The sequence below is a fragment of the Hamadaea sp. NPDC051192 genome, from assembly GCF_040682475.1.
In the GTDB taxonomy this organism is placed as follows: domain Bacteria; phylum Actinomycetota; class Actinomycetes; order Mycobacteriales; family Micromonosporaceae; genus Hamadaea; species Hamadaea flava.
In genome coordinates this window covers 22,419-41,415 of sequence record NZ_JBFBAZ010000038.1, presented here as the reverse complement: position 1 = coordinate 41,415, position 18,997 = coordinate 22,419, and the positions used below count along the sequence as shown (strand labels likewise).

Sequence of the window (18,997 nt, the reverse complement as noted above, 5' to 3'; positions counted from 1 at the left end):
CCCGCCATCAGGGCAGGTGGCCACGTTGCGGATTCGTCACTGCTCCGCCTTTTCCGGGACGGCCAGGTCGGCGTACTCCGGATGGGTGTCGAGGTAATCCGCAACGAACGGACAGATCGGACGAACCTGCGCGCCCGCCTCCCGGGCCGCGTCCAACGCCGCGCGTGTGATCTCCGCCGCTACCCCACGACCCCGGTACGCCGGGAACGTGAAAGCGTGATTCAACGCCCAGACGCCGTCGAAGCGGTGGTACTCAAGGTATCCGGCGAGGTCACCGGCACCGGCGGGATCCTCGGGGCGGCCTTCCAGGCGGCCTTCGAAGCGAGCGAGTTCCGGGACGTCATTCACGATCACGCCCCCCATACTGCCAAGCTTTCACCGTCCCTGGCCAGACGTGGTGTTTGGTCGATGGCCCAGCGGGGAAGCTCTTAGGCATCAATCCTAAGGAGGGGACCATGACCGTAACCGGCATCATCTCGGCGATCATCGTCGGACTGATCATCGGTGCGCTGGGCCGGCTGGTGGTGCCGGGCCCGCAGTCGATTCCCATCTGGCTGACCATCGTCGTCGGCATCGTCGCCGCCCTGATCGGCACGGCCATCGCCCGCGCGGCGGGCTGGGCCACCACGGACGGCGTCGACTGGCTGGAGATCATCATCCAAGTCGTCCTCGCGGCGATCGGGGTGGTGCTCGTCTCCGGAGCCATGGGCCGGCGAAGCGTCGGCTGACGACCCCCGCTGAATTCGGTACGCCCCGGCCTGTCCAGGCCGGGGCGTCGCCTATTCCTCGGAGGTCCGGCCGTCGGACTCCGTCCGGTCGCTCCGCATGAAACCTTTGCCGCCGCGCAGGATGACGTCCACTCCGGATCGCGCCATCCGTTCCATCGACTCGACGCTCGCGTCCAGCCGCTCCATTCGCAGCGCGCTCGCGTGCGGCGTGCTCCAGCCGAACCAGATCGACAGCATGCGTACGCTGAACGTCACGAGCACGGCCATCCAGGTCGCGACGCCCTGATTGGCGACCTGTAGAAGTCCCATGTAGACGAGTGCGCCGCCGAACGCCGCGAAGGCGTAGAACGATCCGACGGTGACCATCGCGACCTCGGTCCGCAGCAGCAGGTCGCGGACGACGCCGCCGGCGGTGCAGGACAGGATGCCGATGAAGATCGACGGCACCGACCCCAGTCCCAGGCTGCTCGCCTTCGACAGACCGACCACGAGGTAGAGCCCGAGCGACAGCGCGTCGAACGCCACCACCAGCGGGTCGAGGCGGCTGAGCGCGCCGCTCAGCCCGACCGCCACGATTGCGGCGACCAGCGCCGAGCTGACGTACTCGTTGCTCTGCAACGCGGCGGGAACCTGGTTCAGCAACAGATCCCGGGCGATGCCGCCGCCGAGCCCGGTCGCGATCGCGACCATCGCGATGCCGACGAGGTCGATCTTGCGTTCCTTGGCCACCTGCGACGCGAACAACGCGCCCTGAGCCGCCCCCAGCACGACCGACGCGATGTCCACGGCGTGCGGCAAAGCCACCGCCTGCACCGGATCCGACATGCCGGGAGCGTACCGGCGCTCAGGTCAGGCGACGCGCAGCCAGACCGCCGTGTCGGCGGGCAGTTTCCCGGCCACGAGATCCCCACTGGCCAGCAGAATCTCGGCGTACGCGGGCAGCTCCGCCGGCTCGGCGCCGGTGTTGACCACACAGACGAACGTCTCGCCGCGGGCGTACGCGAGGACGCCGGGCTCGGCCGGCAACCAGCGCAGTCCCTCGTCGAGCAGTTCGGCCGTCTCGTGGCGCAGCCGCAACGCCGTGCGGTACAGCGACAGCATCGAACCCGGGTCGCCGCTCTCCGCCTCCGCCGTCAAGGCCTTCCACTCCGGCGGCTGCGGCAGCCACGTGCGTACGCCGGTGGGGCTGAACCCGAACGGCGCCGCGTCGCCACTCCACGGCAGCGGCACGCGGCAGCCGTCCCGGCCGCGGTCGGTGTGCCCGGACCGCACCCAGCGCGGATCGGCCAGCACCTCCTCGGGCAGGTCCTGCACCTCCGGCAGGCCCAGCTCCTCACCCTGGTACACGTAGACCGACCCGGGCAGGCTCAGCGACAGCAACGCGGCCGCCCGCGCCCGGCGGGTCCCCAACTCCAGGTCGGCCGGATGCGCCTCCCGCGTCAGGTCCCAGGTGTGGCGGGTGTCGGCCCGGCCGTACCGCGTCACCACGCGGGTGACGTCATGGTTCGACAACACCCAGGTCGCGGGGGCGCCGATCGGCTCGTGGGTGGCCAAGGTCTGGTCGATGACGGTACGCAGGTCGCCCGCGTCCCAGGCGGCCGACAGGAACGGGAAGTTGAACCCGGTGTGCAGCTCGTCCGGCCGCAGGTAGCGGGCGAAACGCTCGGGGTCGGTGATCCACAGCTCGCCGACGAAGATCGCCTCCTGCGGGTAGGAGTCGGCGATCTTGCGCCATTCGCGGTAGATCTCGTGCACGCCGTCCTGGTCGACCCAGGGCGCCGGCACGCCGAGCGGCATGTCCGCGAAGTCGGGCAGCGCCGGGTCCTTCACCAGCGCCTCGGCGACGTCGATGCGGAAGCCGTCGACGCCCCGGTCGAGCCAGAACCGCAGCGTACGCGCGAAGTCCTCCCGGACGTCGGGATGATCCCAGTTCCAGTCCGGTTGTTCCGGGGCGAACAGGTGCAGGTACCACTCCCCGTCCGGCACCTGGGTCCACGCCGGGCCGCCGAAGTTCGACTGCCAGTCGTTGGGCGGCAGTTCTCCGTGCTCACCACGGCCGGGCCGGAACCAGAACAGGTCGCGCTCGGGCGAGCCCGGCGCGGCCGCCAAGGCGGCCTGGAACCAGGGGTGCTGGTCCGAGCAGTGGTTCGGGACGATGTCCACGATCACGCGGATGCCCAGCTGGTGCGCTTCGGCCAGGAACGCCTCCGCGTCGGCCAGCGTGCCGAACAGGGGGTCGATGTCCCGGTAGTCGGCCACGTCGTAGCCGGCGTCGGCCATCGGCGAGGTGTACCAGGGACTCAGCCACAGGGCGTCGATCCCCAGCTCCTTCAGGTAGCCGAGCCGAGCGCGGATGCCCGCGACGTCGCCGATCCCGTCCGCGGTGCCGTCGGCGAAGCTACGGGGATAGATCTGATAGATCGCGGCATGCCGCCACCAGTGACCTGACACGGATCGAGGATAACCGGGTACGCTTCACCCCAAACCAGCGACCGGAACGGAAGAACGATCTTGGAGAAGTCCAGCGTACGCACGCGGATGAAGCTGCTCGCGGCGATCATGTTCATCTCGGGCGTCTTCGGGCTGGTCAACACGGCCGGGACGGTCTTCATGCCGAGCGCGGTCCTGGCCATCCTCACCGCGAGCGGGATCTACGTGGTCTCCATCACGGCCCAGCCTCCGACGTGGATGACCGGCGGCGTCATCGGGGTGGCGGTCGTGCGAGTGCTCGCCTCCCTCGGAGCCACCATCGCGGTCTCCGGCACCGAGACGGGCGCGATGATCGCCGGTTTCGTGTTCCCGGCGCTGCTGACCGCGTACACCGTGGTGGTGCTGCGGGAGCTGCGGACCGAACTCGCCGCGAAGGCCTGATCAGGCCGGTCGGTCGGGCTCGGCCGGCCATTTCCAGTCGCGGACCCAGGGATGGTCCTCGCCGACGCGGCGCGTGTAGTCGCGGCAGATCTGGCGGGCGTCGGTCATCTGCTGGCGTAGGGCCGCGGCGCCGACCGCCAGGCCGGGCACCCGGTCGATGACGTCGATGACCAGGTGGAACCGGTCGAGGTCGTTGAGCATGACCATGTCGAACGGCGTGGTGGTCGTGCCTTCCTCCTGGTAGCCGCGCACGTGGATGTTGTCGTGGTTGTTGCGGCGATAGGTCAGCCGGTGGATCAGGGTCGGGTAGCCGTGGTAGGCGAAAACGACCGGCTTGTCGTGCGTGAAGATCGCGTCGAACTGTCCGTCGGGCAGCCCGTGCGGGTGTTCGGTGTCCGGTTGCAGGCGCATGAGGTCCACGACGTTGACGACGCGGACCTTCAGGTCGGGCAGGTGCTGGCGCAGCAGGTCGGCGGCGGCCAGGGTCTCCAGGGTGGGCACGTCGCCGGCGCAGGCCAGGACGACGTCGGGTTCGTCGTCGCCGGCGGTCGAGGCCCAGTCCCAGATGCCGAGGCCGCGGCGGCAGTGCAGCTTGGCCTCGTCCATGCTCAGCCAGTTCGGCGCGGGTTGTTTGCCGGCGACGATCACGTTGACGTAGTGCCGGCTGCGCAGGCAATGATCCATGGTGGACAGCAGGGTGTTGGTGTCCGGCGGCAGGTAGACGCGGACGACGGTGGCCTTCTTGTTCACGACGTGGTCGATGAACCCGGGGTCCTGGTGGGAGAACCCGTTGTGGTCCTGCCGCCACACGTGGCTGGACAGCAGGTAGGTCAACGACGCCAGGGGCTGCCGCCAGCCGATCTCACGCGTGGTCTTGAGCCATTTCGCGTGCTGGTTGACCATCGAGTCGACGATGTGGATGAACGCCTCGTACGAGGTCAGCAGCCCGTGCCGGCCGGTGAGCAGGTAGCCCTCCAGGAAGCCCTGGCACAGATGCTCCGACAGCACCTCGATCACCCGCCCGCTCGGCGCCAGATGATCGTCACCCGGGATGATCCGGCCGGTGAACGCCCGGTCGGTCACGTCGAACACGGCGGTCAGCCGGTTCGAGGCGACCTCGTCCGGGCCGAACAGGCGGAACCGGTCCGGGTTGGCCCGGATCACCTCGGCCAGCCAAGCCCCGGTGAACCGGGTCGCCTCCGCCGTCGTGGCACCCGGCGTCGGGACGTCGGCGGCGTACTCGTCGATCTCGGGCAGGACCAGATCCCGGAGCAACGCTCCGCCGTTGGTGTGCGGGTTCGCCGACATGCGCCGCGCTCCGGTGGGCGCGTTGCCCGCCAGGGCCGCCACGGGTACGCCGGTCGCGTCGAACAACTCCTCCGGCCGATACGAGCGCAGCCACTGCTCCAGCTGGGCCCGGTGCTCGGCGTTCTCGCGTACGCCGGGCAGCGGCACCTGATGCGCCCGGAAGGTGCCCTCGACCTGAACCCCGTCCACCTCCGCCGGACCGGTCCAGCCCTTCGGCGTACGCAGAATGATCATCGGCCAGCGGGGACGACTGCCGTCCTTGGACGACCGCGCCGCCTGCTGAATCCGCTTGATCTCGTCCAGCGCCTCGTCCAGCGTCCGAGCCAGCTCGTGGTGGACCTTGACCGGATCGTCCCCCGCCACCACGAACGGCTCATAGCCGTACCCGTGCATGACCTCGCGGAGATCGTCCTCCGGGATCCGGGCGAACAGCGTCGGGTTGGCGATCTTGTAGCCGTTGAGGTGCAGGATCGGCAGCACCGCGCCGTCGGTCACCGGATCGCAGAACATGTTGCCCAGCCACGACGCCGACAGCGGGCCGGTCTCGGCCTCGCCGTCGCCGATGACGCAGGCGACCACCAGATCCGGATTGTCGAACACCGCCCCGTACGCGTGCATCAGCGAATAGCCCAGCTCGCCGCCCTCGTGGATCGACCCGGGCACCTCGGGCGCCGCGTGGCTCGGAATGCCGCCCGGGAAGGAGAACTGCCGGAACAGCCGAGCCATCCCGGCCTCGTCCCGCCCGATCGCCGGATACCGCTCGCTGTACGCACCCTCCAGCCAGGTGTTGGCCACCATCGCGGGGCCGCCGTGCCCGGGGCCGGCGATGAACAACGCGTCGAGATCGCGGGCGATGATCGCCCGGTTCATATGGGCCCAGACCAGGTTCAACCCGGGACTGGTGCCCCAGTGCCCCAGCAGCCGCGGTTTGATCTGCTCGGCCGTCAGCGGCTCCCGCAACAGCGGATTGTCCATCAGGTAGATCTGCCCGACGGTCAGGTAGTTCGCCGCCCGCCACCAGGCGTCGACGGTGTCCAGCGTCTCATCGTCCAGGTACATGTCGGTCCCTTACCCGTTTGCGGTGCGCTGCCCTCTACGGTGGCCTACGTGAGCGACGTACGGGTGCTGTATCGGAAATTCGACGGACGACTGCACTGGCAGACGACGCTGCGCCGGCTCGGCGAGGACGAACACGGCGTCTGGCTGGGCTCCCCACCCGGCGGCACCTGGCGGCGCGACGGCGGACCCTGGGTCACCGTGCACGGACCCCGGCTCATGGTGGCGCCCCGGGATCGCTGGTGGACCGCCCGATTCAACAGCGAGTCGGACTCCCGGACAGCCGTCTACTGCGACGTCACCGCGATCCCGGAATGGACCGCCGCCGACGAGCTGACCATCGTCGACCTGGACCTCGACGTCATCCGGCTCCGGACGACCGGCGAAGTGTCGCTGCTCGACGAGGACGAGTTCCTTCTTCACACGGCGAAGTACGCCTACCCGGAGGCCGTCGTCGCTGCGGCTCGGTCGTCTGCTTCGTGGCTTCTGTCGGCTGTTGCGAACTTCGACGAGCCGTTCCACACGGCCCCCGACCACTACCTGACTCTGCTCGAATGACCGCCTTCGACGCTGCCGCATACGAGGAACGGGTGCGAGCCGGCTGCTTCGTCTGCGCTTTCCTCGCCGGCGAAAGCAGCAGCAATACCGGGCGTTGATGCACGAGAACGGCGTACTCACGCAGTTGCCTGCGGAGATCGCCGCTCTCGGTGCCGAGATTCGGGCCGCCCTTGGTGATCTTGAATAGAAAACGTCGCCCCGGCAGCGTTTTCTCTTCAAGATCACGGGCCAGAAAATGATCTAGGCGAGAAATGGCGGCCTGCGCAACCATTTCTCGCCTAGATCAATCAGCGCAGCTGACCCGCGCAAATTCGGTCAGACGTTGAAGCCGAGCGCCCGGAGCTGATCCCGGCCCTCGTCGGTGATCTTGTCCGGGCCCCACGGCGGCAGCCACACCCAGTTGATGCGGATGTCGGAGGCGAGACCGCCACCGGGGCCGCCGCAGACGGCCGACCGCGCCTGGTCCTCGATGACGTCGGTCAGCGGGCAGGCCGCCGAGGTCAGCGTCATGTCCAGGGTGACGACGTTGTCGTCGTCGACGTGGACGCCGTAGATCAGGCCGAGGTCCACGACGTTGATCCCCAGCTCGGGGTCGACGACGTCCCTCATCGCCTCCTCGACCTCGGCCTCGGTCGCCCGCGAGACAGTCGAGACCTGGGCCTCCGTCGCTGGCGCGACAGCCGAGACCTCGGCCTCCGTGACAGCCGACGTGTCCGAAGAAACCACTTCGCTCATGAGGGAACCTCCATCGCGCCGGCCCGCGCCAGCGCGTCCTTGAACGCCATCCAGGAAAGCAGCGCGCATTTCACCCGCGCCGGATACTTCGCCACCCCGGCGAACGCGACCGCGTCGCCGAGGACCTCCTCGTCGGGCTCGATCTGGCCCTTGCTCTGCATCAGCTCCACGAACGTCTCGTGCACCTTCAGCGCCTCGCTCACGGCCGTACCGGTGAGCAGTTCGTGCAGGATGCTCGCCGAGGCTTGGCTGATCGAGCAGCCTTGCCCCTCCCACGACACGTCGACGATCTTGCCGTCGCCGGCGTTTACCCGCAGGGTGATCTCGTCCCCGCAGGTCGGGTTCACGTGGTGCGCCTCCGCACCGTAGGGCTCACGGAGCCCCCGGCCGAGCGGGCGCTTGTAGTGATCGAGGATGATCTCTTGGTAGAGCTGATCGAGCTGCATGGCTACGCGAACACCTTCCGGACCTGAGCCAGGCCGCGCACCAGGGCGTCGACCTCGTCGGTCGTCGTGTAGAGGTAGAAGGAGGCGCGGGTCATCGCCGCGACGCCGAAGCGTACGCAGGTCGGCCGGGCGCAGTGGTGTCCGACCCGGACCTGCACGCCGAGGCTGTCGAGAACCTGGCCGACGTCGTGCGGGTGGATCGGCATGCCGTCCGGGGCGGCCAGCGAGAACGAGATCGTCCCGCCCCGGCCGACCGGCACCGTGGGACCGAAGACGTGCAGTCCCGGCACGGTTGCCAGCGCGTCGAGCGCGTACGCCGTCAGCTCCTTCTCGTGCCACTGGATCGCCTCCATCCCCACCTCCTGGAGGTAGCGGACGGCGGCGGCCAGCCCGACGGCCTCGGCGATCGGCGGGGTGCCCGCCTCGAACCGGGCCGGCGGCGGCGCGAACGTGGTACGCGGCATGGTCACCGTCTCCACCATGGAACCGCCGCCGAGGAACGGAGGCATCGCCTCCAGCAGCTCGTAGCGGCTCCACAGGGCGCCGATCCCGGTCGGGCCGAGCATCTTGTGGCCGGTGAAGGCGACGAAGTCCACGCCGTAGTCGACGACGTCGAACGGCAGGTGCGGGATGGACTGCGAGCAGTCCAGCAGCACCAGCGCGCCGACCTCCTTGGCCCGCTTGGTGATGCGGGAGGTGGGGTTGATCGTGCCGAGGATGTTCGAGTAGTGCACCATCGAGACGAGCTTGGTCCGCTCCGTGATCAGCTCGTCCAGGTTGGACTCGTCGAGTCGGCCCTGGTCGGTCACGCCGAGCCACTTCAGCGTCGCCCCGGTGCGCTCACAGAGCAGCTGCCACGGCACGAGGTTGGAGTGGTGCTCCATCTCGGTGATGACGATCTCGTCGCCCGGCCCGAGTCGGAACCGCGGGTCAGCCGCCATCCCGGAGAAGGCGTGCGCCACCAGGTTGATCGACTCCGTCGAGTTCTTCGTGAAGACGATCTCCTCGGCCCGCGGCGCCCCGATGAATCCGGCGACCGTGGCCCGTGCTCCCTCGAACGCCTCGGTCGCCTCGGTGCCCAGCGTGTGGACGGACCGGGAGACGTTGGCGTTGTGGTGCAGGTAGTGGTCGGCGATCGCCTCGACCACCTGACGCGGCTTCTGCGAGGTCGCGGCCGAGTCCAGGTAGACCAGCGGGTGGCCGTTGACGGTGCGGGACAGGATCGGGAAGTCCGCCCGGATCGCCTCGACGTCCAGGCGCGGCTTCTCCGCGTACTGGGGCATCCCCTCAGGGATGGTGATCACCGACATGACGCCTCCTCAGGCCGCCGCACCCGTGACGTAGCGCTCGTAGCCTTCGGCTTCCAGCTTCTCCGCCAGCTCCGGGCCGCCCTCTTCGACGATCTTCCCGGCGACGAAGACGTGCACGAAGTCGGGCTTGATGTAGCGCAGGATCCGGGTGTAGTGCGTGATCAGCAGCGTGCCGATGCCGGTGGTCTCCTTGACCCGGTTGACGCCTTCGCTGACCACCCGCAGCGCGTCCACGTCGAGGCCGGAGTCGGTCTCGTCGAGGATCGCGATCTTCGGCCGGAGCAGCTCCAGCTGCACGATCTCGTGCCGCTTCTTCTCGCCGCCGGAGAAGCCCTCGTTCACGTTGCGCTGCGCGAACGCCGGGTCCATGCCCAGGCGCTCCATCGCGCCCTTCAGGTCCGCGCCCCACGTGCGCAGCTTGGGGGCCTCACCGTCGATGGCGGTCTTGGCGGTACGCAGGAAGTTGGCCACCGACACGCCGGGGACCTCGACGGGGTACTGCATGGCGAGGAAGAGCCCGGCACGGGCGCGCTCGTCCACCGCCATGGCCAGGACGTCCTGACCGTCGAGGGTGACCGTGCCGCCGGTGATCTCGTACTTCGGGTGCCCGGCGATCGAGTACGCCAGCGTCGACTTGCCCGAGCCGTTGGGGCCCATGATCGCGTGGGTCTCGCCCGACCGCACGGTCAGGGTGACGCCCGCGAGGATCGGCTTCAGCGCACCCTCGGGCAGCTTGACCGACACCTGCAGGTCACGGATCTCCAGAACGCTCATGGGGTAACTCCATTACTCGACGCCAGGCTGACGAAGACAGAACCGTCGCGGACTTCGACGGGATAGACGGGAACGGGTTCGGTCGCGGGCAGCCCGGTCGGCTCTCCGGTCCGAAGGTCGAAACGCGAGCCGTGCAGCCAGCATTCCAGGGTGCAGCCGTCGACCTCGCCGTCGGACAGCGGGATCGAGGCGTGCGAGCACTCATCGTGGATCGCGTAGAACTGGTCGTCCTCCGCGTGCACGATGGCGATCTCGACGCCCTCCATCTCGACGTGCAGGGCCGAGCCCTTGGCTACGTCGTCGGTGGAACAGGCCTGGCGGAAGCTCATGCCGAGGCCCCTGACTGCACTTCTGGCGGCTCAGGCAAGCCTTCCCCGGCGTGCAGGCGCGCCTCGATCACGTCCCCGAGCCGGTCGTGCAGCTCCGGTACGGGGATCTTGGCGAGCAGCTCGGCGAAGAAACCGCGGACGACCAGCTTGCGTGCCTCGTCCTCGGGGATGCCCCGGGCCATCAGGTAGAACAGGTGCTCGTCGTCGAACCGGCCGGTGGCGCTGGCGTGGCCCGCCCCGGCCACCTCGCCGGTCTCGATCTCCAGGTTCGGCACCGAGTCGGCCCGCGCGCCGTCGGACAGCAGCAGGTTCCGGTTGATCTCGTAGGTGTCGGTGCCGGTCGCCTCGGCCCGGATCAGCACGTCGCCGACCCACACCGTGTGCGCCTGCTCACCCTGCAGCGCGCCCCGGTAACCCACGTACGAACGGCAGTCCGGCACGGCGTGGTCAACGAGCAGGCGGTGTTCGAGGTGCTGGCCTTCGGTGGCGAAATACAGCCCGTAGGCGCTCATGTCGCCACCGCGGTCGGCGTACTCGACCGAGGTGTACTGGCGGACCAGGTCGCCGCCGAGGGAGACCTGCACGTGCAGGACCTTGGCGTCGCGGCCCAGCCGGAACTTCAGGTGCTGGGCCTGCACGGCGTCCCGCGCCCAGTCGGTCACGGTGACCAGGGTCAGGTGCGCGCCGGGGCCGACCGAGATCTCCACGTTGTCGGCCAGCGTGGCGCTGCCGGTGTGCTCCAGGATCAGCGTCGCCTCGGCGAGCGCGCCGACCTCGATGAAGGTGTGCCCGTACGCGATCGCCTCCGCGCCGCCGCCGACCAGGCGTACCTGGATCGGCTCGGCCGGGGTGGCCTCGTTCGCGACGCTGATCAGCGTGGCGCTTTCGAAGGCGCCGTACGCGAGGGCGCTGATGCGGTCGAACGGCGTGAGCACGCTGCCGAGCCGGGCGTCCTCCCGGCCGACGGTGGTCACGGTGACCCCGGCCGGGAGCGAGGGGATCTCGTACTTCGGCGCCGCCCCCGTGGCGACCGCGCCGGACCCGGTGGTGGCCAGGTCGCGCAGCCGCTTCAGCGGGGTGAACCGCCACTCCTCCTCCAGCCCCGTGAGGGCCGGGAAGTCCGCGACGTCGTAGGAGCGCAGAGCCTGGGACTTCGTCTTCGGCGGCGCGCTGTTCGCGAGGGTCGTCATCAGCCGACGGCACCTTCCATCTGCAGTTCGATCAGGCGGTTCAGTTCCAGGGCGTACTCCATCGGGAGCTCCTTGGCGATCGGCTCGATGAAGCCGCGCACGATCATCGCCATGGCCTCGTCCTCGGACAGCCCGCGGCTCATCAGGTAGAAGAGCTGGTCCTCGCTGACCTTGGAGACGGTGGCCTCGTGCCCCATCGCCACGTCGTCCTCGCGGATGTCGACGTAGGGGTAGGTGTCCGACCGGGAGATCGTGTCGACCAGCAGCGCGTCGCACTTGACCGTGGACTTGCTGTGGCTGGAGCCCTCGAGCACCTGGACCAGACCGCGGTAGGAGGTGCGGCCGCCGCCCCGGGCGATCGACTTGGAGACGATGGTCGAGCTGGTGTGCGGCGCGGCGTGCACCATCTTCGCGCCGGCGTCCTGGTGCTGGCCCTCGCCGGCCATCGCGACGCTGAGCACCTCGCCCTTGGCGTGCTCGCCGACCATGTAGACGGCCGGGTACTTCATGGTGACCTTGGAACCGATGTTGCCGTCGATCCACTCCATGGTCGCGCCCTCGTGCGCCACGGCGCGCTTGGTCACCAGGTTGTAGACGTTGTTCGACCAGTTCTGGATCGTGGTGTAGCGGCAGCGGCCGCCCTTCTTCACGATGATCTCGACGACCGCGCTGTGCAGCGAGTCGGACGAGTAGATCGGCGCGGTGCAGCCCTCGACATAGTGGACGTACGCGTCCTCGTCCACGATGATCAGGGTCCGCTCGAACTGGCCCATGTTCTCGGTGTTGATCCGGAAGTACGCCTGGAGCGGGATCTCCACGTGCACGCCCTTCGGCACGTAGATGAACGAGCCGCCGGACCACACCGAGGTGTTGAGCGCGGCGAACTTGTTGTCCCCGACCGGGATCACCGTGCCGAAGTACTCCTGGAACAGCTCCGGGTGCTCCTTGAGGCCGGTGTCGGTGTCGAGGAAGATGACGCCCTGCTCCTCGAGGTCCTCACGGATCTTGTGGTAGACCACCTCGGACTCGTACTGCGCCGCGACACCGGCGACGAGGCGCTGCTTCTCCGCCTCGGGGATGCCCAGCTTGTCGTAGGTGTTCTTGATGTCCTCGGGCAGCTCGTCCCAGCTCGCCGCCTGCTTCTCGGTCGAGCGGACGAAGTACTTGATGTTGTCGAAGTCGATGGTGGACAGATCCGCGCCCCAGGCCGGCATCGGCTTGCGGCCGAACAGGCGCAGGCCCTTCAGCCGGAGGTCGAGCATCCACTCGGGTTCGTTCTTCTTCGCCGAGATGTCGCGCACGACGGCCTCGTTCAGGCCGCGCTGCGCCGACGCGCCCGCGATGTCGGAGTCGGCCCAGCCGTACTCGTACTTCCCCAGGGCAGCAAGATGCTCTTCCTGCGTGATCTCGGTCATCAGTTATCCCTCACCGTGACTTGGTGTAGTTGTCCGGGGATGTGGGTGGTGCACACCCCGTCCCCGTGGGCGATCGTCGCCAGCCGCTGCACGTGCGAACCGACCAGGCGGGCGATCACCTGGGTCTCGGCCTCGCAGAGCTGCGGGAACTCGGCGGCGACGTGCGCCACCGGGCAATGGTGCTGGCACAGCTGGCCACCGCTGGCGATCACGGAGGCGCTGGCAGCGTATCCCTCGGCGGTCAGCGCTTGAGCCAGCGCCTCCGCCCGGGCCAACGGGTCCTCGCCCGCCGACGTCATGGCCTCGCGGCAGCGGGTCTCCAGCTGCGCGACCTGAGCGCGGGCGAACTCGGTGACGCCGAAGGCGCCGTTCTGGGCCGCGATCCACCGCAGCGCGGCGGCAGCCAGGTCGTCGTAGGTGTGCCCGCCGAGCCCCTCACGTCCCTCGCGGGTCAGCGAGAAGATCTTCGCGGGCCGGCCCCGACCCTTCGCCGGCTGGTCCCGGCCGGTCACCAGACCGTCGCAGAGCAGCGCGTCCAGGTGCCGGCGGATGGCTGCGGGCTTCAGCCCGAGCGCGTCGCCCAGCTGGGCCGCGGTCGCGCCGCCAAGCCCCAGCAACTCCAGCACCCGGTCGCGGGTACGCCGATCGGCGCCCTCCGCTGGGGCGTACTGGAGCCCGGAGGATCGGGCCGCCGCGATTTCCACTACACCAGTGTGACTTATTTACGTTCAGGTGCGCAAACCACGTCTCCGGTGATCCACAGCACCGAAAGTTAGCCTAGCCTGACTGCACTCCTGGCGGCTCGGCCGAGAGCCTCCCCGGCGGTCCCGAATGTCCGTTCACAGCCGGCCCGCCTCCACGATGCGGCGCAGGAACTGCTGCGTACGGGGTTGCCGGGGGGCGCCGAAGACCTCCTCGGGCGGCCCCTGCTCCAGCACCCGGCCGCCGTCGAGGAACACGATCCGGTCGGCGACCTGCCGGGCGAAACCCATCTCATGGGTGGCCAGGACCATGGTCATCCCCTCGCCCTTCAGCTCGCGGATCATGGTCAGCACCTCCCCCACCAGCTCCGGATCCAGCGCCGAGGTCACCTCGTCCAGCAGCAGCAGGCGCGGCGAGTTCACCAGCGCCCGCACGATCGCGACGCGCTGCTGCTGCCCGCCGGACAGCCGATCGGGGTATTCCCCCGCCTTGTCCGCCAGACCCACCCGGGCCAGCCAGGACATCGCCTGCTCCCGCGCCTCGGCCCGGACCCGGCGATGCACGCGGGTCGGCGCCAGGGTGATGTTGTCCAGCACCGTCATATGCGGAAACAAGTTGTACGCCTGGAAGACGATCCCGATCTTGCGGCGTACGCGGTCGGGGTCCACCCGGGGATCGGTGATGTGCTCGCCGTCGAGGTGGATCAGCCCGTCGTCGATCTGCTCCAGCAGGTTGACGCAGCGCAGCAGGGTCGACTTGCCCGAGCCGGACGCCCCGATGAGCGCCACGACCTCGTGCTCGGCGACGTCCAGGCTCAGGTCGTCGAGCACGAGATTGCCCCGGAACGACTTGCGCAGGTTCTCGCAGCGCAGGACGGGCGTCATCCCCGGGCTCCCTGGCGGCGGGCGGCCCGCAGGGTCACCCAGTCGGTCACGCCGATCAGCGGCAGGGCGAGCAACACGAACAGCACTCCGGCGACGATGTAAGGGGTGAAGTTGTAGGTCTCGGCGACCTGGATCTGCGCCGCGCGTACGGCGTCGATCGGACCGGCCAGCGACACCAGGCCGACGTCCTTCTGCAGGGCGACGGTGTCGTTGAGCAGCGGCGGCGCGACCCGGCGGACGGCCTGCGGCAGCACCACGTGCCGCATCGCCTGCCGATACGTCAGGCCCAGCGACCGGGCGGCGGCGATCTGGCTCGGATGGATGGACTCGATCCCGGCCCGGAACACCTCGGCCAGATACGCCCCGTACGTGATGACGAGCGCGACCCCGCCCAGAACCAGCGTCGAGGGCATGCCCTGCAACCGCAGTCCCGGTACGCCGAGGGTCATGACGTACAGCACGATGATCAGCGGCACACCCCGGAAGGTGTACGTGTAGCCGGTGGCCAGCGCGCGGACCGGGAAGGCGACCGGGCCCCGCAGCGTACGCAGGATGGCGACGACCAGCCCGAGCAGCAGCGCCCCGACGGCGCAGAAGACCAGCAGCTCAAGGTTCAGCAGCAGGCCGTGCAGGATCTCCGGCAGGGAGTCCTTGGCGACGTCCCAGTCCAGAAAGGACGACTTGACCCGGTCCCAGCCGGGGGCGCCGGTGACCGCGACGGCCAGCAGCACCCCGACGACGGCCGTCGAGACCGCCGCGATCAAGACGGACAGGATCGCCCGCCGGCGCCGGTACGCCATCCGCCCGCGTTCGACCGCGCTGGGCTGCCACGGCGCGGGGGCCGTGGCAGCCGAGAGCAGGACCGGATCGGTCACGACAGTTCGGGCGCGCCCGCGGACTGCGCGAGCCACGTCTGCTGCAGCTTGGTCAGCGTGCCGTCGGCGCGCAGGGCGTCGACCGCCTGGCTGACGCAGGACGTCAGCGCCGAACCCTTGTCCAGCACCAGGCCGAACTGCTCGGCCTGGCCGGTCGTCGCCGGCAGCTGGCCGACGATGAGCGAGTTCTCGATCTCCGCGCCGGTCATGTAGAACGCCGTCGGCAGGTCGACGACCAGGCCGTCGATCTGACCGTTCTGCAGGGCCTTCTTCGCGTCGTCGTTGTTGTTGAACACCGCCGGCTGCCCACTCGGCTTGATCACCTCGGAGATCGCGGAGTAGCTGCTCGTGCCGACCTGGGCGCCCAGCTTGGCCGCCTGGAGGTCGGCGATCGACTTCGCCCCGGCGATCTTCGACGACTTCAGCGCGATGACGGTCTGCCGGACGTCGTAGTACGGCGAGGAGAAGTCCACCGCCTTCTTGCGGTCCTCGGTGATCGAGAACTCGTTGACGTCGAAGTCGTACGGCTTCGCCCCGGGCGCGATGGCGTTGTTGAACGTCACGCGGGTCCAGACGACGTCGCCGGGGGCATAGCCGAGCTTGGTGGCCACGGCGTACGCGACCGCGCCCTCGAAGCCCTTCTGGTTGTCGGGCTTGTTGTCCACGAACCACGGCTCGTAGACCGGCTCGTCGGTGCCGATGGTCAGCTTCCCGGCGGCGAGCGTCTTGAGGGAGTCCTTGGCGCAGGCGGCTCCGGAGGCGGAGGCCGACGACGACGGGGTCTCGTCGGCGGGCGCGCACGCGGCCAGCGCGGCGGCGGAAAGAAGGGTGGCGGCCAGGGTGGCCGGAGCAAGTCGGCGGAACATGGAACGCAGCATAGAGACCACGCCGAAGATCGCCGGTGAACAGGGTGTGACCGTTCCGGCAGCCGGACACGGCACGGTGAGGCAGCCCACACCCGTGCGCTGGCTATGCTCGGCGGCGTGGGTGAGCTGCGTGAGGTATGGGCGGCGCCGAAGCTGCTGCGGGGCACCGCCCTGGCCAGCCTCGCGGCGAACGTCGGCATCGTCGTCACCGGCGGAGCCGTCCGCCTGACCGGATCCGGGCTCGGCTGCCCGACCTGGCCCAAGTGCACCGGCGAATCCCTGGTCGCCACCCGCGAGATGGGCATCAACGGCGCCATCGAGTTCGGCAACCGGCTGCTGACCTTCGTCGTCGCCATCCTCGCCGTCCTCGGCTTCCTGCTGGCCCGGCAGGCGGCCAAGCGCATCCGCACGATCGGTGGCGACCTCGGTCAGGCCCGGTCGATGGTGCGCTGGTCGTTCTGGACCGCGCTGAGCATCCCGGCCCAGGCCGCTTGGGGCGGCCTGACCGTGCTGACCAATCTGAACCCCTGGATCGTGGGGCTGCACTTCATGGTCAGCATCGGGATCATCTTCGCCGCCTTCGGGTTCTGGCGCAGCACACTGGACGCCGACCCGCACCTCGCGCCGCCCCGCGCGACCGTCGCCCGGGAACTGCGCTGGCTGGTCGGCCTGATCCAGGCCGCCGCGGTGGGCGTACTCGTGATCGGCACGATGGTGACCGGCAGCGGACCGCACGCGGGCGACCAGGGCGCGGCCCGCAACGGCCTCGATCCGGCCCAGATCTCGCAGGTCCACGCGGATCTGGTGTTCCTGTTGTTCGGCCTGGCCGCCGCGGCCTGGCTGGCCCTGCGGGCGGTCCGCGCGACCGCCGCCGCGGCCGCGACCCTGGTCCTGCTGGGCGTCCTGGCCGGACAGGGCGTCATCGGGTTCGTCCAGTACTTCACGCATCTGCAGCCGGTGCTCGTCGGCGTGCACATGTTCGGCGCGAGTCTGGTCTGGATCGCCGCGCTGCGCGTGTGGTGGGCGGTGCGCCCAGCCCGACCCGTGCCACTGGTCCGTCAGTCAGCCGGTCGGTCACTGGAAGATAACTTGACGGTTGCAAACGCGGCCGGTGCGCGAGAAAGGTCGTGACCGCAGGCACCGGGCGGTGCATGATGTGCGGCGTGTCCCCCTCTCTGCGCCGGCGTGCCGTGATCGACCCCGCGGCGCTGGCTGGCGCGGTCGAAACGGCGTTCAGCGCCGAGGCGGACCTCGACTATTGGGGCGCGATCAGGTACGCCGAAGCCACCGGGCAGGTCGTCGAGGCGATCGCCGCCCTGGTCCGGCAGGGTGAACCGGCCAAGGCCGCGCCGCTGTTCGAGCGGGCGGCCGAGCTGCTCGCGGTGGCCCAGGAGAAGGCCGACGACACGGCCGGCTGCCTGGAGGATCTCCAGCGGCGGCTGCGCGACGGCCTCGACGAGGCACGCGCCTTCGGCGATTCCCCTGCCTGATCAGCCCAGGCGCGCCACGATCGCGTCGGCGAACCGCTCCGCGGCTCCATCCGCGTACGCGAGGAAGACGCTGGGCTCGGTCAGCTCCAGTTCCACCAGGACGGGCGACCCGTCGACGCCCGGGATGACGTCCACGCGAGCGTAGAGCAGGTTAGCCGGTGCGGCCGCGAGCACCTGCTTGGCCAGTGCGAACTCCGCCTCGGACGGGACCCGGGCGGTGATCGCCTCGGGCACGTAGAGGCCGTCGGTCCCGGTGTCCGGCCCGGCCAGCATCGGCCCCTTGCGGATGGCGTGGCTGAACTCCAGCTCTCCGCTCTCCGGCGACGAGAAGTGCAGCAGCGCGGTCTCGCCGTACGTGTCGACCGCGGGCAGGTATGGCTGCACCATGACCAGCCGGCCGGCCTGCTGGAGCCGCTGGACGTGGGCCCGGGCCAGGTCCGCGTCGTCCGGCCCGTACCGGCCGGTGTCCTTGCTGCCGGCGCTGACGGCCGGCTTGACGACGTACTCCCCGGCGGGCGGGGTGAACGAGTCCCCCGCGTCGATCCACTGCGTCGGCACGACCGGCACTCCGGCCTCGGCCAGCTCGCGCAGGTACCGCTTGTCGGTGTTCCACCGCACGACGCCGGCGGGGTTCAGCACCCGGCCGGCGGGCAGCCGCCCGATCCAGTCCAGGAACTCGGCGTACCGGTAGAAGTAGTCCCACGGCGAGCGGAGCACGATCAGGTCGTAGGCCGCCCAGTCGGCCTCGGCGTCGTCCCAGCTCACCGGTTCCGCGGTCACGCCGCGCTCGGCCAGCGGGGCGAGCAGCAGGCGGTCGTCGTCCTCCAGCGCCGGAAGGTCCTGGCAGGTAACGAAAGCGACCCGGGCCTGGGCCCGGGTCGCGTCGCCTACGAGTAAGGGGTTATTCACGCTGCAAAGATTACAAGAGGGGCTGTGCCGAACGATCAGCGGGCGAGTTGCCGCCGGCCCATCGAACGCCACAGGTCGTTGCTCGGCCGCATCAGCTCGACGAGCTCGCGCTCCCAGCCGTTTTCCACCGGCACCCCGGCCTCCTCGCACGCGGCTCGTGCGACATCGGTGCTCGGCGCGACCAGGTCTCCCCAGCCGCCGTCGTTGCCGACGAGTACGACGCGCGCGCCGCGCCGCCCGAGAAATTCGATGACCGCCTTCGCCCCGCCGTGCTCACCGGCGAATCCCTTGATCCCGGAGACGAGAGTCTTCTCCAGGGCCGGAGATTCGAGGGTGAGGGTCGTATCGGAACCATCTGCCATGCCATGACGATAAGCAGAACGTCACGGACCGCGGCGCGTTCGAGGGCCTTCTGTGACACGTGTTACGACGCGGGGCCAGCGGGGTTAACGGGGAATGTCCACTTTCATCCCGGCCAATACTGGACATAGCACACCATCAAACTGGCATGATTCTTTCGCCCCCAGCAAATAGGGCGTGTCCGGACAGAG

The 18,997-nt window shown here is 69.4% G+C and carries 22 protein-coding genes; 5 read left to right on the top strand and 17 right to left on the bottom strand.

The window, feature by feature from the left end:
• Positions 1-36 precede the first annotated feature (36 nt).
• On the bottom strand, positions 37-354 hold the full coding sequence (locus AB0M47_RS18330) for a GNAT family N-acetyltransferase (protein WP_363414718.1): 318 nt from the start codon (positions 352-354) through the stop codon (positions 37-39).
• A 101-nt stretch (positions 355-455) separates the two neighbouring features.
• Here AB0M47_RS18330 and AB0M47_RS18325 point away from each other — a divergent pair, with 101 nt between their 5' ends.
• Entirely contained in the window at positions 456-728 is a 273-nt protein-coding gene (locus AB0M47_RS18325) for a GlsB/YeaQ/YmgE family stress response membrane protein (protein WP_363414715.1), read from the top strand.
• A 51-nt stretch (positions 729-779) separates the two neighbouring features.
• Here the strand turns inward: AB0M47_RS18325 and AB0M47_RS18320 are convergent, their stop codons facing one another.
• On the bottom strand, positions 780-1,553 hold the full coding sequence (locus tag AB0M47_RS18320; protein ID WP_363414712.1) for a TRIC cation channel family protein: 774 nt from the start codon (positions 1,551-1,553) through the stop codon (positions 780-782).
• 24 nt (positions 1,554-1,577) lie between these two features.
• Positions 1,578-3,179: a glycoside hydrolase family 13 protein gene (locus AB0M47_RS18315; RefSeq protein ID WP_363414709.1), complete on the bottom strand. Its 1,602-nt coding sequence runs from the start codon at positions 3,177-3,179 to the stop codon at positions 1,578-1,580.
• A gap of 60 nt (positions 3,180-3,239) precedes the next feature.
• Here AB0M47_RS18315 and AB0M47_RS18310 point away from each other — a divergent pair, with 60 nt between their 5' ends.
• On the top strand, positions 3,240-3,599 hold the full coding sequence (locus AB0M47_RS18310) for a hypothetical protein (RefSeq protein WP_363414706.1): 360 nt from the start codon (positions 3,240-3,242) through the stop codon (positions 3,597-3,599).
• Here the strand turns inward: AB0M47_RS18310 and AB0M47_RS18305 are convergent, their stop codons facing one another.
• Positions 3,600-5,966, bottom strand: coding sequence for a phosphoketolase family protein (locus AB0M47_RS18305; RefSeq protein ID WP_363414703.1), 2,367 nt, complete (start codon positions 5,964-5,966; stop codon positions 3,600-3,602).
• 48 nt (positions 5,967-6,014) lie between these two features.
• Here AB0M47_RS18305 and AB0M47_RS18300 point away from each other — a divergent pair, with 48 nt between their 5' ends.
• A complete protein-coding gene (locus AB0M47_RS18300) occupies positions 6,015-6,521 on the top strand; it encodes a DUF402 domain-containing protein (RefSeq protein ID WP_363414700.1) in 507 nt (168 codons plus the stop codon).
• Between the two features lie 315 nt (positions 6,522-6,836).
• On the opposite strand, the gene AB0M47_RS18295 is transcribed toward AB0M47_RS18300, so the two are convergent.
• The 11 genes from AB0M47_RS18295 to AB0M47_RS18245 all read right to left on the bottom strand — a co-directional run bounded on the left by AB0M47_RS18295 (position 6,837) and on the right by AB0M47_RS18245 (position 16,047).
• The gene (locus tag AB0M47_RS18295; RefSeq protein WP_363414697.1) at positions 6,837-7,256 is read right to left on the bottom strand and encodes a metal-sulfur cluster assembly factor; all 420 of its coding nucleotides are present in this window, start codon (positions 7,254-7,256) and stop codon (positions 6,837-6,839) included.
• Complete coding sequence (sufU, locus tag AB0M47_RS18290; protein WP_363414694.1) at positions 7,253-7,702, bottom strand: Fe-S cluster assembly sulfur transfer protein SufU; 450 nt, start codon at positions 7,700-7,702, stop codon at positions 7,253-7,255. The genes AB0M47_RS18295 and sufU overlap by 4 nt, the downstream gene beginning before the upstream one ends.
• A gap of 2 nt (positions 7,703-7,704) precedes the next feature.
• Positions 7,705-9,012, bottom strand: coding sequence for a cysteine desulfurase (locus tag AB0M47_RS18285; protein WP_363414691.1), 1,308 nt, complete (start codon positions 9,010-9,012; stop codon positions 7,705-7,707).
• 9 nt (positions 9,013-9,021) lie between these two features.
• Positions 9,022-9,786 (bottom strand): Fe-S cluster assembly ATPase SufC, encoded by a 765-nt coding sequence (gene sufC, locus AB0M47_RS18280; RefSeq protein WP_363414688.1) that lies wholly within the window; start codon positions 9,784-9,786, stop codon positions 9,022-9,024.
• Positions 9,783-10,115 carry a non-heme iron oxygenase ferredoxin subunit gene (locus AB0M47_RS18275; protein ID WP_363414685.1) on the bottom strand — a complete coding sequence of 111 codons (333 nt, stop codon included), beginning with the start codon at positions 10,113-10,115 and terminating at the stop codon, positions 9,783-9,785. Before AB0M47_RS18275 ends, sufC begins: the two co-directional genes overlap by 4 nt.
• The gene (sufD, locus tag AB0M47_RS18270) at positions 10,112-11,305 is read right to left on the bottom strand and encodes a Fe-S cluster assembly protein SufD (RefSeq protein ID WP_363414682.1); all 1,194 of its coding nucleotides are present in this window, start codon (positions 11,303-11,305) and stop codon (positions 10,112-10,114) included. The genes AB0M47_RS18275 and sufD overlap by 4 nt, the downstream gene beginning before the upstream one ends.
• Positions 11,305-12,720, bottom strand: coding sequence for a Fe-S cluster assembly protein SufB (gene sufB, locus AB0M47_RS18265; protein ID WP_360004385.1), 1,416 nt, complete (start codon positions 12,718-12,720; stop codon positions 11,305-11,307). The genes sufD and sufB overlap by 1 nt, the downstream gene beginning before the upstream one ends.
• On the bottom strand, positions 12,720-13,418 hold the full coding sequence (locus AB0M47_RS18260; RefSeq protein WP_363414782.1) for a transcriptional regulator: 699 nt from the start codon (positions 13,416-13,418) through the stop codon (positions 12,720-12,722). Before AB0M47_RS18260 ends, sufB begins: the two co-directional genes overlap by 1 nt.
• Before the next feature lie 141 nt (positions 13,419-13,559).
• Positions 13,560-14,306 (bottom strand): amino acid ABC transporter ATP-binding protein, encoded by a 747-nt coding sequence (locus AB0M47_RS18255; protein ID WP_275978359.1) that lies wholly within the window; start codon positions 14,304-14,306, stop codon positions 13,560-13,562.
• Positions 14,303-15,106: an amino acid ABC transporter permease gene (locus AB0M47_RS18250; RefSeq protein ID WP_363414779.1), complete on the bottom strand. Its 804-nt coding sequence runs from the start codon at positions 15,104-15,106 to the stop codon at positions 14,303-14,305. The genes AB0M47_RS18255 and AB0M47_RS18250 overlap by 4 nt, the downstream gene beginning before the upstream one ends.
• 71 nt (positions 15,107-15,177) lie before the next feature.
• Positions 15,178-16,047 carry a transporter substrate-binding domain-containing protein gene (locus AB0M47_RS18245; protein WP_363414678.1) on the bottom strand — a complete coding sequence of 290 codons (870 nt, stop codon included), beginning with the start codon at positions 16,045-16,047 and terminating at the stop codon, positions 15,178-15,180.
• Between the two features lie 117 nt (positions 16,048-16,164).
• Between AB0M47_RS18245 and AB0M47_RS18240 the strand changes: the two genes are divergently transcribed.
• On the top strand, positions 16,165-17,178 hold the full coding sequence (locus tag AB0M47_RS18240; protein ID WP_363414675.1) for a COX15/CtaA family protein: 1,014 nt from the start codon (positions 16,165-16,167) through the stop codon (positions 17,176-17,178).
• Positions 17,179-17,210: 32 nt separating this feature from the next.
• Positions 17,211-17,537 carry a hypothetical protein gene (locus tag AB0M47_RS18235; RefSeq protein ID WP_363414672.1) on the top strand — a complete coding sequence of 109 codons (327 nt, stop codon included), beginning with the start codon at positions 17,211-17,213 and terminating at the stop codon, positions 17,535-17,537.
• On the opposite strand, the gene AB0M47_RS18230 is transcribed toward AB0M47_RS18235, so the two are convergent.
• Together AB0M47_RS18230 and AB0M47_RS18225 are read right to left on the bottom strand one after the other, a co-directional pair.
• The gene (locus AB0M47_RS18230) at positions 17,538-18,446 is read right to left on the bottom strand and encodes a hypothetical protein (RefSeq protein WP_363414669.1); all 909 of its coding nucleotides are present in this window, start codon (positions 18,444-18,446) and stop codon (positions 17,538-17,540) included.
• 35 nt (positions 18,447-18,481) lie between these two features.
• Complete coding sequence (locus AB0M47_RS18225) at positions 18,482-18,808, bottom strand: hypothetical protein (RefSeq protein WP_253761748.1); 327 nt, start codon at positions 18,806-18,808, stop codon at positions 18,482-18,484.
• Positions 18,809-18,997: the final 189 nt, after the last annotated feature.